Annotated in this window: 17 protein-coding genes and 1 riboswitch; of the genes, 15 read left to right on the top strand and 2 right to left on the bottom strand. The window is 44.5% G+C overall.

From position 1 onward, the window contains the following. Positions 1-128: 128 nt before the first annotated feature. Positions 129-566 carry a PH domain-containing protein gene (locus tag C1712_RS08790; RefSeq protein WP_178199917.1) on the top strand — a complete coding sequence of 146 codons (438 nt, stop codon included), beginning with the start codon at positions 129-131 and terminating at the stop codon, positions 564-566. A gap of 29 nt (positions 567-595) precedes the next feature. On the opposite strand, the gene C1712_RS08785 is transcribed toward C1712_RS08790, so the two are convergent. After that, the gene (locus C1712_RS08785; protein WP_102269832.1) at positions 596-1,141 is read right to left on the bottom strand and encodes a GNAT family N-acetyltransferase; all 546 of its coding nucleotides are present in this window, start codon (positions 1,139-1,141) and stop codon (positions 596-598) included. A gap of 161 nt (positions 1,142-1,302) precedes the next feature. On the opposite strand from C1712_RS08785, the gene C1712_RS08780 reads away from it, so the two are divergent. From C1712_RS08780 to C1712_RS08710, 14 genes are all read left to right on the top strand, one after another. Next, positions 1,303-1,575, top strand: a complete 273-nt coding sequence (locus tag C1712_RS08780) for a hypothetical protein (protein ID WP_102268501.1) — start codon at positions 1,303-1,305, stop codon at positions 1,573-1,575. Next, entirely contained in the window at positions 1,576-1,797 is a 222-nt protein-coding gene (locus C1712_RS12715; protein ID WP_102268500.1) for a hypothetical protein, read from the top strand. A gap of 60 nt (positions 1,798-1,857) precedes the next feature. Further along, complete coding sequence (locus C1712_RS08770) at positions 1,858-3,219, top strand: MATE family efflux transporter (protein ID WP_102268498.1); 1,362 nt, start codon at positions 1,858-1,860, stop codon at positions 3,217-3,219. Between the two features lie 24 nt (positions 3,220-3,243). Continuing rightward, on the top strand, positions 3,244-3,495 hold the full coding sequence (locus C1712_RS08765) for a kinase to dihydroxyacetone kinase (protein ID WP_102268497.1): 252 nt from the start codon (positions 3,244-3,246) through the stop codon (positions 3,493-3,495). 104 nt (positions 3,496-3,599) lie between these two features. Continuing rightward, a complete protein-coding gene (locus tag C1712_RS08760; RefSeq protein WP_102268495.1) occupies positions 3,600-4,211 on the top strand; it encodes a manganese efflux pump in 612 nt (203 codons plus the stop codon). Between the two features lie 73 nt (positions 4,212-4,284). Further along, a riboswitch (TPP riboswitch) is annotated at positions 4,285-4,388 on the top strand. A 51-nt stretch (positions 4,389-4,439) separates the two neighbouring features. After that, positions 4,440-5,045, top strand: a complete 606-nt coding sequence (locus tag C1712_RS08755; protein ID WP_102268494.1) for an energy-coupled thiamine transporter ThiT — start codon at positions 4,440-4,442, stop codon at positions 5,043-5,045. Positions 5,046-5,217: 172 nt separating this feature from the next. Then, the gene (locus C1712_RS08750) at positions 5,218-7,980 is read left to right on the top strand and encodes a sigma-54-dependent transcriptional regulator (protein ID WP_102268492.1); all 2,763 of its coding nucleotides are present in this window, start codon (positions 5,218-5,220) and stop codon (positions 7,978-7,980) included. A gap of 98 nt (positions 7,981-8,078) precedes the next feature. After that, the gene (locus C1712_RS08745; RefSeq protein WP_102268490.1) at positions 8,079-8,483 is read left to right on the top strand and encodes a PTS sugar transporter subunit IIA; all 405 of its coding nucleotides are present in this window, start codon (positions 8,079-8,081) and stop codon (positions 8,481-8,483) included. Positions 8,484-8,487: 4 nt separating this feature from the next. Further along, a complete protein-coding gene (locus C1712_RS08740) occupies positions 8,488-8,979 on the top strand; it encodes a PTS sugar transporter subunit IIB (RefSeq protein WP_102268489.1) in 492 nt (163 codons plus the stop codon). Between the two features lie 11 nt (positions 8,980-8,990). Next, positions 8,991-9,734, top strand: coding sequence for a PTS mannose/fructose/sorbose/N-acetylgalactosamine transporter subunit IIC (locus tag C1712_RS08735; RefSeq protein ID WP_102268487.1), 744 nt, complete (start codon positions 8,991-8,993; stop codon positions 9,732-9,734). A gap of 2 nt (positions 9,735-9,736) precedes the next feature. Beyond that, the gene (locus C1712_RS08730; RefSeq protein ID WP_102268485.1) at positions 9,737-10,561 is read left to right on the top strand and encodes a PTS system mannose/fructose/sorbose family transporter subunit IID; all 825 of its coding nucleotides are present in this window, start codon (positions 9,737-9,739) and stop codon (positions 10,559-10,561) included. 33 nt (positions 10,562-10,594) lie between these two features. Further along, entirely contained in the window at positions 10,595-11,806 is a 1,212-nt protein-coding gene (locus C1712_RS08725; RefSeq protein WP_245858110.1) for a M20 family metallopeptidase, read from the top strand. After that, positions 11,799-13,184, top strand: a complete 1,386-nt coding sequence (gene gndA / locus C1712_RS08720; protein WP_102268482.1) for an NADP-dependent phosphogluconate dehydrogenase — start codon at positions 11,799-11,801, stop codon at positions 13,182-13,184. The genes C1712_RS08725 and gndA overlap by 8 nt, the downstream gene beginning before the upstream one ends. 219 nt (positions 13,185-13,403) lie before the next feature. After that, the gene (locus C1712_RS08710) at positions 13,404-13,961 is read left to right on the top strand and encodes a PepSY domain-containing protein (RefSeq protein ID WP_178199925.1); all 558 of its coding nucleotides are present in this window, start codon (positions 13,404-13,406) and stop codon (positions 13,959-13,961) included. A 167-nt stretch (positions 13,962-14,128) separates the two neighbouring features. Here the strand turns inward: C1712_RS08710 and C1712_RS08705 are convergent, their stop codons facing one another. Further along, complete coding sequence (locus C1712_RS08705) at positions 14,129-14,665, bottom strand: TetR/AcrR family transcriptional regulator (RefSeq protein ID WP_102268477.1); 537 nt, start codon at positions 14,663-14,665, stop codon at positions 14,129-14,131. Positions 14,666-14,790: the final 125 nt, after the last annotated feature.

Raw genomic sequence — 14,790 nt, 5'->3', positions numbered from 1 at the left:
GGAGTCAGTTTTTACCGCAGGTTACTGCCTTTTTTTACCTTTGTTGAGCGGTTTTCGGCATCCCTATCCCGATTCAATTTGTGTTTTATCGAAATTTACGTTATAATAGACGGGCTTGGAGGGATATGATGAAATATAAATCTAAGATCAATTTATTTTGGATACTGGGCGCATGCTGCATGCTGCTTGGAACATATATCGTCATGCGTCCGTTCTTTATGGGCTATTACGGCACGCACAGTTCGATCGTACAGTTCGGTTTATTGTCGATCTGGATCATGGACGCTTTATTCGTATGGATCATGCTGGATCGCAAGTTTGTAATCAAGGAAGATTTGCTGGAGATCAAATACGGCTGCTTCCTGCATTTGCATTTACGTTATGAAGACATCAAAGAATTTCATGAAATCAGACGATTGACCTGTCTTAGCAAATATGCGGTAGATGGCGTAGCGATTGCCTTTCATCCGCAAAACGGCAGAATGGGAACAGATGTGATTCGCATCGCCCCGGCTGATCTAAAAAGGTTTTTGGATCATCTGAAAGAAAAAACAATGATCGCGTAGGAATGGCGCATCAGGCATGAGCGAAAAACTCATGCTTTTTCTTTCAGTGAAAGCCACTCCTGCTTGGTAATGCGGTAAACATAGTGTGGCATGTTCATGTGATAATAATACTTGCAGATCGTATCGACACATCGCATTTGATTATGCTTGGCAACACATATCGAAGCAAGATTGTTATCGCGGATCATGGAATAAAGCGCATCGGCTTGCAGCACTTCAAAACCATATTCACGACACGCATACGCCGCTTCGCCCGCATAGCCATTCTGCCAGAAATGGCGATCAAATACATAACCGATTTCCATGACCTGATGTTCGCGATAGTCCTGCATGGTAATGCCGCATTGCCCGATCAGCTCTCCGCTTTCCTTTAAGATCACTGCCCATAAACCGAAACCATAAGCGGCATAGCGATCCAACTGTCGTTTCAGCCATTCTTTCGTTTCTGCTTTTGAAAAACCATGTTCATAGGCATACATCGTTTTAGGATCACGCATCATTTCATAAAGACGATCGCTGTCATCATCATGCAGTCTGCGTAAATACAGGCGTTCTGTTTCTAAAATTTTGTTCATATCGATCACCATGCTTTCTGATAGAAATAACGGCATTGCTTTTTCTATCAATAAATAGGAGAGAGCGCCGTTCTTTCCTTGTTGTGAAAAGCAATCCTTGCTATCATCATATCATGAAATCAACGGTGATTACAAAATGATATGAAAAAGACGCATATGCTTTGGCGTACTGTAAGAAACAGATATGGGAGGAAACATATCGAGGGATCTATCCGGATACCAAGATCGATCAATATCAAATGGAAGAACAGATGGCAAAGCGGCGTGCCTATTTGAAACAAGAGGAAGTATTTTTATATGGGGGTTTTGAGTGGCAAGAGCTGATCGCCTATGTGAGTTATGGGAAAGCTTGTGTTCCGTTTGACCATGATGAATATGAGATCGGTTTATTGAACATCAGAAAAGCATACCGGAAGCAGGGACTTGGAAAGTGATTGTTTTTATTTGCCTGTGAAAGACTATGGCAGAAAACAGATCACTTTTTCGTATCTTGTAATCGCTATAATGAAAATGCCAGAAAGTTTTATGAACATGTCGGCGGGGTCTGTATGCAGGTAGATGAATGGCAGCAGGATCGATCAAAGGTACAGGTAAAATATCATTTTGAAAAGAATGCAGTTTCCAAAATAGAATGCACGCCCTTAACATTCAAATAAGAACTTGCTATAATAATGCATAACTTCTTATTTAGATCGGGATAGAAAGAAGATGAGGAAATGAAACGATCTTATGAAATGAATATGTGCAAAGGACCGCTGTTTCGACAGATCATCCTTTTTGCGATACCGCTGATTTTGTCGGGCATCTTGCAGTTATTATTTAATGCGGCGGATATTATCGTGGTCGGGCGTTTCAGCGGCAGTCATGCGCTGGCGGCGGTAGGCTCCACCAGTTCGCTGATCAATTTGCTGGTTAATTTATTTATCGGTATTTCCGTCGGTGCGAATGTACTGATCGGACGCTATTATGGGGCAAACGATCGCAAGAATGTGGAAGAAACGCTGCACAGTGCGATCTTTACCGCGGCAGTTTCGGGCATCGTCATGATCTTTGTGGGGATCTTATTGGCGCGTCCTTTGTTGGAACTGATGGGAACACCGGATAATGTATTGGATCTGGCAGTACTATATATGCGCATTTATTTTATCGGTATGCCGGCATTTATGATCTATAACTTCGGTGCAGCGGCTTTACGCTCTGTCGGCGATACGAAGCGTCCCCTCTATTTTTTGTTGGCAGCGGGGATCGTCAATGTCTTGTTTAATCTGCTGTTTGTCATTGTCTTTCATATGGGCGTTGCGGGAGTGGCGATCGCCACCATCATTTCCCAGGCAATATCCGCGGTATTGATCGTATTGAGCTTGCAGCAATCGGAAGGAATGCTGCGACTAGAATGGAAAAAAGTGCGTCCACACCGAGATAAGATCGTGCAGATGATGAGGATCGGTTTGCCGGCAGGCTTGCAAGGGACGATCTTTAACATTTCCAATGTTTTGATCCAGTCATCTGTCAATTCCTTCGGATCGATCGTAATGGCCGGTAATACTTCCGCAAACAATATCGAAGGTTTTGTCTATACATCAATGAATGCGATCTATCAGACCTCGCTTAGCTTTACCAGCCAGAACATGGGCGCAAAGCAATATCATCGGGTCGATCGTATTTTGCTGATCTGCCTCGGTGTGGTTGCGGTGGTGGGCATCACCCTTGGTGGCGGCGCCTATCTTTGCGGCAATCTCTTGTTAGGCATTTATTCTTCCGATGCACAGGTAATAGCGGCAGGACTAAGTCGTTTAAGCATCGTATGCGCAAGTTATTTCCTCTGCGGTATGATGGATGTACTGGTCGGCAGTATCCGCGGCTTGGGATATTCGATCATGCCGATGATCGTATCGCTGATCGGCGCCTGTTTATTGCGCGTTATCTGGATCTTTACGATTTTTCAGGCGGAACATACGCTGTTTTCTCTCTATATTTCCTATCCGATCTCATGGCTTTTAACTGCCATGACCCATGGCATTTGCTATATGGCGGTAAGAAAGAAAGCGTTTGGCAAGCAGAGCGAAAATCAGATATAATAAAAAAAGAAAGGAAGCGAAATCATGCTTACATATCGTTATGACACCCAACTGCTCATTGAGGGCAACAATCTATCGGAAGATGCGATCCACGCGTATTTCCAAGAACATTTTGAAGGCGATTGTCTTTTGGTCGTCGGTGATGAGGAATTGATCAAGATCCACTTTCATACCGATGCACCTTGGTTAGTACTTGCGTATTGTGCTACGCTGGGAGAAATCTATGATATCGTGATCGAGGACATGGATCGTCAAGCAAGAGGATTACAGGGATGATCAATGAAGCAAAAAACGGAAGCTTGTTAGAGAGGTTCCGTTTTTTGATAAAGAGGCACGTTCTTTCACTTTCTTAATAGGATAGACTAGCGGGGAGTGATAGTGTGGAATTATTGCTGATGATATTGGCGCTCAGTATAGATGGCTTAACAGCGGCTTTTGCCTATGCCAGCAATCATGTAAAGATGTCGTGGCTGAATATGGCGGTCATCGCGTTGATCGAAACACTTTCTTTGAGCTGTTCGATGGGAGCGGCAGGCATCGTGCAGGATGATCTGTCGATCGTATTTACCAAGGGCATTTCCTTTGTCATTTTCTTTTGTATCGGCTGCAGCACGCTGTTTCAGGCAAGCTTGAAAAAATGGATCCATGCACAGAAAGAGTGGATCCTGCATTGCCGCAATGTGTCGATCGTACTGCATATTTATGCCGATGAATTAACTGCGGATCAAGACCATTCCAATGATCTCTCTTGGAAAGAAACCTTATATCTGGCATTGGCGCTTTCACTTGATTCGGCGATAACCGGCTTTGCGGCAGGTATGCAGAAAGAGATGAGCGTCGTGATTGTGCTGCTGTCTTTTTTGATCGGCATGGCAATGCTGGGGATCGGGCTTAGCCTCGGCAATTATCTGGATGGGAAAAGCCGACTGGATATCAGTTGGATCAGTGGTATCGTCTTTTTATTTCTTGCATTTTTGAAGTTGACGACATGAAAATGGAAAACGCCATGCTGAGTAATCTTTTATGCGAGAATACTTGCAATTTACAAAGGAATGTTTATAATAAAGCTGTCGGCAGGGGCGCATTTTGCTGAGATGTACTGTTTTACAGTCGGTCCCTTATGACCTGATCTAGTTAATGCTAGCGTAGGGAGCCTGTATCTTATTTTCAGATAAAGTAAGATCGTACTGTCTACGCCTCAATCATGGAGGTGTTTTTTTATGTCAAATCAATCAAAACTAGTTCAAAAAATGGTGTTTGCGGCATTTTATGCTGCACTGGCGGTCGTATTTATGGCGTTCAATACGATGGTGCCGATCTTTGAAATGCCAAATGGCGGCAGCTTAGAATTATTTGTCATTGCGATCATTCTCGCATCTTTCCATTTAGGCTGGAAATGGGGCGTAGGTGTCGGTTTGATTGCTTGGGTATTGGGCATGATGTTCGGTTTCAATAAATACATGGTAACACCGATGCAGACTTTCTTAGATTATATCGGACCGTTCATGGGACTTGGCTTAGCGGCAATCATGCCGGCAGTTTATGCGGGCAAGCAAAAACGAAGCAATCTATATATCGGCATTTTCTTTGCGGTATTCTTAAAATATGCTTGTCAGGTGCTGTCCGGCGTCTATTTCTGGTTTCCGGAAGGAGAGGCTGCGGGCAGCTTAGCGGCTTGGATTTATTCAGCATGGACATATAACCTCGGTTATAATCTGATCACGCTGATCGTGGCGTTGATCGTGATTCCGGTGCTGGTCAAAGCGTTGCGCTCCGCAAAGTCATCTCTGCGTTTAGAGGGCTTAAAAGAATCAGATCAAGCATAAGAATCGCAATACCGAAAAAAGAACGGCGCTTTCTAAATAAGAAGGCGTTTTTCATTATCCGCAAAACGCCATAGCAGAAGAAACAGAATGGGAATTGTGTATTGTTCTTTTTTCCTCTATAATTAAAATTACCTATGAAAATCATAAGAAAGCAAGAAAGAAGGTGTATGACATGCTGCGAAAATCACGTATAGCCGATGAACTGAGAAAACAGTGTGAATCGATCAAAGTAAAAGACATCGCAAACGGAGTGGAAGGATGCAGCGCCGCGCAGATCGCGAAGCAATTGAACCTTGACCGTGCCAATGTCAGTAAAGAATTGAATCGGTTATTAGAAGAAAAACGTGTTGTGAAAATAACGGGAAGGCCGGTCTATTATTTTGATGTGCAGGTGCTGGAGTCGCTGCTTTTTATCCACATCCAAACATATGAAGTGGCGACGTTGAAAACCTTTTTACAAGAAACGAATAAGGAAGATGATTTCATGCACATCATCGGCAGTGAAGGCAGTTTGAAAACGGACATTCAAAAGGCAAAGGCAGCTATGATCTATCCGCCTTTCGGTTTACATACTTTACTGATCGGGCCGACGGGAAGCGGCAAGACGATGTTTGCGGAAATCATGTACCGTTATGCGAAAAGTCATGGCGTATTGGAGCAGGATGCGGAATTTATCGTATTCAACTGTGCGGAGTATGCGGATAATCCCCAACTGCTGCTGGCGCAGTTATTCGGTTATGCCAAAGGCGCTTATACCGGCGCGATGAAGGAATCGCTTGGTTTAGTGGGAAAAGCCAATGGCGGTATTTTGTTTTTAGATGAAATCCATCGTTTGCCTGCTGAAGGACAGGAAATGCTGTTTATGGTGCTGGATAAAGGATGCTATCGGCGGCTTGGAGAAGATACGCTCAGAAAGGTGAATTTATTGATGATCGGCGCCACGACGGAAAATGTCGATTCCGCCCTGCTTCAAACCTTTCTGCGGCGCATTCCGATGACGATCACTTTGCCTTCGTTGCAAGAACGGCCTTTGAAAGAGCGATTGGAATTGATCGAAAAGTTTTTTCGTCAGGAATATGGACAGGTACAGCTGCCGATCTATGTCAAACGCAAGATCATGGACGCGCTGTTAGCGTATGCGTGCGCCGGCAATATCGGACAGCTGAAAGCGGATATTCGTCTGATCTGTGCCAGAGGTTTTTTAGAGTGTATTGCAAATGGCGAGAACCGCATCAAGATCACAACTTCTTTATTGCCTGAACAACTATACAACGGGTTGTTCAATACCCAGCGCCATGAAGAAATCGCTTCTATCCTCGATCTGAAACAGGAAGAATACCTTGTGTTTGATAAGGAGGCAATGATCGAAGCGTTTGATCATCAGGATCAGGAAGATGTATATGAGATCATTGACCGTCAGTATGAGCTCTATGAAAAGCAAGGGTGCAGCGATGAGGAGATCAATCGTCAGATCAAGCGCTATATTGAAGACTATATCGCGCATTTGCTGGATCGAATGGTAAAAAACGGCGACGGCGGCAATGAAGAGCTGTTTAAGATCGTGCATCCCAGTGTCTATAAGGCGGTGGAAACCGCAATCTCCTTAGCGGAAAGCAAACTGAATAAAAAGCTGCCGAAGAATATCTATATCGCACTAGCCTTGCATGTATCGGCTATTATGGAAAACAAGCTGCGTCATCCACTCAAGCAAAGCGCTTATCATATTGCGCTGGAACATCCGAATGAATTTCAGGTGGCAAAGTCGATGAAGCACTTTTTACAAAGCGAACTGGATATCGAACTGCCGCAGCAGGAAACGATCTTCTTGACGATGTTTCTGTTAATGGAAAATCATGAACTGGAAAATAAAAAGATCGGTTTGTTGGTACTGGCACATGGAAACGGCGTTGCCCGCAATATGGTGGATGCCGCCAATACGTTGATGCGCAGCACCCATGCACACGCGCTGGATATGCCGCTGAAGCAGAATGTCGAAGCTTTCTTAACGATCGTTACTGAAAAGGTCGTACAGATCAATGAAGGCAAAGGGGTCCTGTTGTTGGTGGATATGGGATCGCTGCTTTCATTTGGCGAGATCATTGAAGAAAAGACCGGCATCAAGGTCAAGACCATCGACATGGTATCTACTCCATTTGTATTGGAGGCGAGCCGCAAGACGATGCTGCCGGAACAGACACTGGATCAGGTATATGAGGAAATGAAAACGTATATCCCTTATATCGGCAGGACTTATGCAAAAGACATCAAACAGAAGATGGACCACGATCTTGTCATTATTACGACCTGCATCACGGGAGAAGGCGCGGCAATCAAGCTGGGAGAACTCATACGCAGTGCAGTTGCGCTCATAGATGAATACCATATCGAGATCTTATCCTGCAATGCGGACAGTTTTTCTTCTTTGCCATTAGAAGGCAAGCGTGTATTGGCCGTAGTAGGCGCAATCGATCTGCCGATTCCCGATACCACTTATATTTCCAATGATCGTTTGATCTTAGGCGATGGCTTGACGACGCTTTCACATCTGATCATCAATGTTACCGGGGCAGAGAATGTAAAACCGCAGCTTCCTAACTTTGTGATCAACAATTTATTAACAGATTCATTGGTGTTTTTAGATCCGATGAAAGCCAATGATGCGATTACCAAATCATTTCAGATCATCAACAATATGATGGAGATCATGGATTATAACCGTATCTTGATCGGCTATCTGCTGCATTTAGGATGTATGATCGAAAGGATCATTCAAAAGCAGGCGATGGCTTACAGTGAGGAAGAGAAACGAATCAAAGCGGATGAAAAACGATATCGTATCATCAGGACCGCAATGGAGATCATCGAATCGACATTTAACATTACCGTTCCGGATGGGGAAGTGTGTTATATTATGGATATTTTTGACACAGATTGATACACTGAAATAAGAAGCAGCAGTCAGAAGCCTGATTTCGCTGCTTTTTTTATTTGGCATAAATCTTGCTTAATGATAAGCAAGAAGGGAGTGAAACGATGGACCAAGGAAAGATACTCTATATTTGTACGCATGGGCGTTTCGGCGAAGAACTTGTGAAGAGCGCGGAAATGATCTATGACAAGCTGGAAGATGTGCAGGTGTTTTCATTATTGCCGGGCATGTCGCCGGAGGAATACAGCGCTTTGATCGAAGCGAAACTGCAAAAGGAAACAAGGGAAGTCATTGCGCTGGTGGATTTATTCGGCGGTACACCGTCAAATACGATGGCGATGCTGTCAGGCAGATATGCACTGCATATTTTATCCGGATTAAATCTTGCCATGCTCATTGAAATTTATTCGCAAAAGGAGCGATGCAGTGCAGAGGAGCTGGTGGAGCTGGGCATTCAGACATTAAAAGAGAGCGGCAAAGATGTCATTAAGGTATTAAGAAGGGAGTAAGCATATGGCAGAAATTAAACTGATTCGCGCAGACTATCGTTTGATCCACGGGCAGGTCATCACTAAATGGGTCAAAGAGGCAAATGCCAATCGCATCGTTGTCATCAATGATGCCTTGTCAAAAGATCAATTCATGGCGAGCATTTACGTCATGGCGGCGCCTCCGGGCGTAAAGGTGGAAGTGCTGAGCGTCGATGGAGCAGTCGCATCATGGAAAGAAAACGAAATGGGAGAGGGAAGAATTTTGGTGTTGTTCAAGAGCGTGGAGGAAGCGATGGACGCATTAAACAAGGGCTTCCCGATCAAAGAATTCCAGATCGGCGGACTTGGCGGAAGCGGTGGCAGAAAGACGGTGATGGGACAGGTTTCCTTTGATGCGAAAGATGCGAAACTACTAGAGGAAATGCAAAGCAGAGGCACCCATGTTTATCTGCATGTACTGCCGAATGAGCCAAGAGAAGAGTTAGACAGCGCATTAAAGAAATTTTATTCATAGGAGGGATTAAAATGTTACAATTAGCGATCACAGCGGGTATCTTATATTATTTAGCACACTGCTGTTTGGGGTATTGGTTTTATGATGTATTAGGGCAGCCGCTTTTCTATGGTTTGGTTTTCGGTATTGTTTCAGGGGATATGGAAACTTCCATGATTTTAGGCGGAAGCATTCAGTTGATCTATTTGGGAATGATCTTTGCGGGCGGTAATCTGCCTTCCGATGCGGGACTTGCCGGTGCGATTGCCATTCCGCTGGCACTTGCATCAAACTTATCGGCAGAAGCGGCAGTGGTACTGGCAGTGCCGTTTGGCGTATTAGGAGCATTTGTCGATCAGATTCGCCGTACGGTTAACGCATTCTTTATTCACAGAGCGGATACGTATGCCAAGGAAGGCAACAGCAAGGGAATCTTTATGCTCGGTACGGTATTGCCGCAGATCTTCTATTTCCTGCTTCGTTTTCCGGTCGTATTTGCGGCCGTATATGTCGGAGCAGACGCAGTCAATGCGGTCATGGAATTTATTCCGGACTGGCTCATGCACGGTCTTGAAGTAGCGGGCGGTGTATTACCGGCTATCGGCTTTGCGACCATCATCTTTACCATCGGTAAAAAACAGCTGCTTCCTTATTTCTTCATCGGCTTCTTTGCTGTGCAGTATTTGCAGATCCCGACCATGGCAGCAGCGATCTTCGGTGCATGTATCGCCGTATTAGTTGTATTCGCGTCTAAGGCGCGCAGAGAGGAGGCTTAATCATGAGTGAAGTTGTAACGCAGAAAAAGTTAACGAAACGCGAGGTCAGAAACTCGTTCTTCATGTGGGCTTTGCTAGTAGAAGCAAGTAATTCCTATGAACGTATGCAGGCGCTCAGTTTCTGTGTGTCGATCATGAAACCGCTGCGGAAACTGTATGACGATGAAGAAGCGTATCGTGAGGCGCTGGAGCGTCATTTGCAATTCTTTAACTCAGAAGGTACCTTCGGCTCACTGATCGGCGGTATCACACTGTCGATGGAAGAAGAAAAAGCGAACGGTGCGGAAATTCCGGGAGAAATGATTACCGGCATCAAGACCGGTTTAATGGGACCGATGGCAGGTATCGGCGATACGATCGTATGGGGAACCATTCGTCCGATCGTTTTCTCATTCGGCATTACTTTGGCAATGGCGGGAAGCGTATGGGGCGGATTGATCCCGTTTGCCTTCGCCTTCATCTGTCTGGCTTTAGGCTATGTGCTGTATATGTTCGGCTATCGGGTAGGACGTGAATCTGTGCAGACGATGTTGCAGTCGGGCATGATCAAGGATGTCATTACCGGATCCAGTATCTTAGGTCTGTTTATGATGGGCGCACTAGGGGCAAGCTATGTAAAACTGTCGATCCCGATTGAGATCGTGATGGAAAATGCGGATACGATGGTCGTACAGGATATACTTGATTCGATCATTCCGGGCATGCTGCCGTTAGCGGCGATCATGTTGATCTATCTGTACTTCGATAAGAAAGAACAGGCTTATAATAAGATCTTGATCCTAATCTTGATCATTTCCTTAGCAGGATCATTCGTTGGTTTATTCTAAACGGAAAGGAAGTATCACCGTGCTGTGCATGAGATGATAGAAGGTGGTTTTATGGACTTTGAAAAGATAAAAGAAGCGTGTGATCGCTATGTAGAGGCGCGCATGGAGGAGCTTTGGGAAATATCGGCGTTCCTGCATGGACACCCGGAGCTGGCGTTTCATGAATATGAGGCGATGCGCTGCCTGAGTGCTTTTTTGGAAAAAGAAGGCTTTGCGATAGAACGTGGATCCGGCGGTTTGGAAACAGCGTTTCATGCCACTTATACGCATCGATTGGGAGGAAAGCAGATCGCGATCTTATTGGAATATGATGCGCTGCCAAAGCTGGGACATGCGTGCGGGCATAATCTGATTGCCTGCTCTGGTCTGGGTGCTGCCATCGCTTTACAGAAGATGGTACAGGATGCCGATTTATGCGGTACGATCCATGTGATCGGCACACCTGCGGAAGAAGATGGCGGCGGCAAGATCATCATGTTAGAAAATGGTGTATTTGCGGATATTGATGCAGTATTCCTGCTGCACCCGACCTCGGCAACGACCCGTATTGCCGGCGAATGTGTTTCTTCCACTGAATTTCAAATAGAGTTTTTCGGCAAGAGCGCACATGCGCAATCACACGCAGAGGATGGCATCAATGCCTTGGATGCGGCGACATTATTTGTAACGGCAATGGGGCTAAACGGAAAACAGATCAAAAACAATACCAATTACAGCTGCATGATCGCCAACGGCGGCATCAGCACCGGTCAGATTCCCGCTTATACAAAAGTACTATGCAACAGCAATTCACTGAGCTTAAAAGATCTGCATAAGGTCAATGAAAAGATCCGAAATGCGGCGAAAGGCAGTGCGATGGCAACCGGCTGCACCTGTGAGATCAAGGAGCAGGACGGTTATGCGGGCAGGATCCCGAATCAGATCCTGGCCGATGTCTGCAAAGGAGAACTGGCAAAGCTCAAGGAGCCGGTCATGGATGGCATGCCGTATGATCTGGGCGGAGAAGATCTGGGCAATGTTTCTCGCCATATCCCGATCTGCAATTTATATGTCACGATCTTTCGCGATCATAAAATATCCGGGCATACGGACCAGTTTCGTGAACTGGCGATCAGTGAAGCGGGCTATCGCTGCATCGAGGTCGGCAGCAAAGCAATGGCAAGAACCGCAGGAGAACTGTTTTTACATCCGGAATTAGTGGAGCAGGCGCAGGCGGAGCTAAAGGAACGATTGAAAAATGAATAAGGTCGGTTTATATGGCTTAGGGGTGATGGGAACCTCGCTTGCGGAAAATATTTATCGTCATGGCTTTTCTTTGAGCGTTTATAATATCGAAGTGCAAAAAGCGATACAGTTTGCCGAAAACAAAGACGGGGTCATGGCTTGTGAAAGCTTGGAGGCATTTGTGAACAGTCTGGCAAAACCGCGTGTGATCATTTTAATGGTAACGGCGGGGAAAGCGGTCGATGAAGTGATCGCATCGCTTTTGCCGTACTTGCAGCAAGAAGATTGTATCATCGACTGCGGCAATTCGTTTTATCTCGACAGTGAAAAAAGGCAGCAGGAACTGGAACAGAAGGGAATCCATTTCATTTCGGCAGGGGTTTCCGGAGGCGAAAGAGGTGCGCTCCTTGGTCCTAGCATCATGCCTTCGGGGAATCGAAGCGCTTATCAAAACGCAGCGGAAGTGCTGGAGACGATTGCCGCTCATAATAGCGATGGCAGTTCCTGCTGTCATTACATCGGCATAAAAGGCTGCGGGCATTTTGTCAAGATGGTGCATAACGGCATCGAGTATGCGGATATGCAGCTGCTGGCAGATGCCTATGCCTTGGTGCGCTTTGCCTATGCAGATGATACAGAGCAGATCGCCTCGATATTCGCGCATTATCAATCAGGCATGCTTTCCTCTTACCTGATGGAAATCACTGCTTCGATATTGCGTTATCAAGAGTGGGACGGCACTTTTCTGATTCATCACATCTTAGATGTCGCCAAGCAAAAGGGCACCGGCAAGTGGGTCGTACAGACGGCGATCGAAGAAGGGATCGCAGTGCCGTCGATTGAACAGGCAGTTTCTTCCCGCTTCTTGTCAGAACAAAAAAATTTGCGCAATGAACTGGCTGCGCATTATGAAAAAAAGCAACAGGCAAACCCTTACGACACATTCATCAAAGAACTGGAAGAAGCGCTTTATTTCATGAAGATCATGATTTATGCCCAAGGCTTTGCTTTTATGCAGAGAATCAATGAAAAGAACGAGTATGGCATCTGTTTTCACACACTGGCGACGATCTGGCAGGAGGGTTGTATCATCAAAAGCGCTTTCCTAAAAACGCTTGCGCATATTTATGATGAACAGCCGGATCTGGAACATTTGCTTTTGGCAAAACCGATCCAAGAAAAGGTGCAAAGCTATGAAGCATCAGCGCGCAATGTCGTTGCCTATGCAGTGCAAAACGGCATCAGCATACCGCTTATGATGAGCGCTTTGTCTTATTATGATGCGATCCGTTGTGCGGATTCTACGACCGCATTGTTACAGGCGCAGCGTGATTATTTCGGCGCGCACACATATGAGCGTAATGATCGAAAAGGTGTTTTTCATACGATTTGGGAATAAAAGAAAAAGACTTGTTTCAAAAGAGACAGGTCTTTTCTTATCAGGAAAACAAGTAAGTTTTTCCATACAGATTATGAGGAAAGAAAAATCAAGCAAGCGATTTGTGCATATCTTGCAGGAAATAGGAAAAAATAATATAAAGTTAGTAACATATAACTTGCGAATTAAGAAATACTTTGATAAGATAAGGATAACAAATAACAAATGAGGAGGTTTGCTATGAAAGCAGGAAAATTATTCGTTTTGAGTGGTGTGGGAATCTCATTGATCTTGGCAGGATGCGGTAAAAAGATCACATCGGAAGAAGCTCGCAGCATTGCCTTGAAGGATGCCGGGCTGAGCGAAGAAGAAGTTACGTTTACTTCTGAGACAATCGACGACGATAGTTTCGGTTTTGAATTTCATACGGATACAAAATCGTACGATTATGAAATAGACGATGACGGTACGATTGCGGAAAAAGAAACAAAGAATTATCAGGCGCCAAGCACCCCACAGGGAAATAGTGGAAATCAGACGACCGGCAACGGTGATCAGACCCAAACAGGTGAGCAGCAGACACAGACGCAGGGATTGACACAGGATGAAGCGTTGGCAAAGGCAGTGGCGCATTTCGGCGTTGACGGCAACAGTATTACCAATGTACGCATCAAACAGGAATATGATGATGGCAGAAATGTATATGATATCGACTTCTACTACAATAACAAAGAGTATTCATTTGAGATCGACATCAATACTTCAGAGATCATTTCTACTGACATTGATAATATTTAATGTTGTGATAATTTGATTAAAGAAAAAGACAAAGAGAAAGCAGAGCAAGCGTATGGGCAAGCTCTGCTTTTATATATGTTTTTCATAGTATCAATAAGATCAGACAAACCAACCGGATGAAGGCATGTTGCGGTGTTCGCAAAGTTGTAACAGGATATCGCATCCTTCTAACAAAAAAAGTCCATGCGCCCACGATACTCGCTTTTAATGATTTCAAACATATCTTCCGGACTTTCTTTACAGCCGTTTTGTAACCACATTTTTATGATTTTAGTAATACCGCTTCTGAAAAATTCTATGCGATACTCAATGAAACGATTGTGAAAATGTATTTCGGCAAGATGGGTGTCATAGTGAAAAACACGGAACTGATTATCGTAATCGAGTTTGAAATACGCAAGGTACAGCAGCCGGTTTTCTTTAATATGATGAAAAAGCCTTAAATAATCGTTGCTGTTAAAGCCGACGGTAATCTCATCTTGATATAGATCATTCAAATTATTTTCCAGTTTTATGCGGATAGAATCAGCCAGAGCGTAAATATCCGTATAGTTGGCATAAAAGGTGGTACGATTCAGTTCCGCCTTTTTACAGATATCGGAAACACTGATCTGATTTAATGCTTTTGTCTGTAACAGTTCGATAAAAACATGTTCGATTTTCTCAATAGACGCTCTTTTTCTTCGATTGTTCGCTTTATTCATAAAAACTCCTTTATCTCAACAAATGGCAGTTAATTGATGATTGTTTTATCTGTTGAATATATTATACTGTCTTTATATTAAAACAACAAGTGTTGTTTTAATGATGTGATCGGAGGTTAAATAAG

The organism is Massilicoli timonensis (genome assembly GCF_900199515.1).
Classification (GTDB): domain Bacteria; phylum Bacillota_I; class Bacilli_A; order Erysipelotrichales; family Erysipelotrichaceae; genus Massilicoli; species Massilicoli timonensis.
The sequence above is the reverse complement of the archived record's forward strand: the minus strand, read 5'-3'. Positions and strand labels throughout refer to the sequence as shown.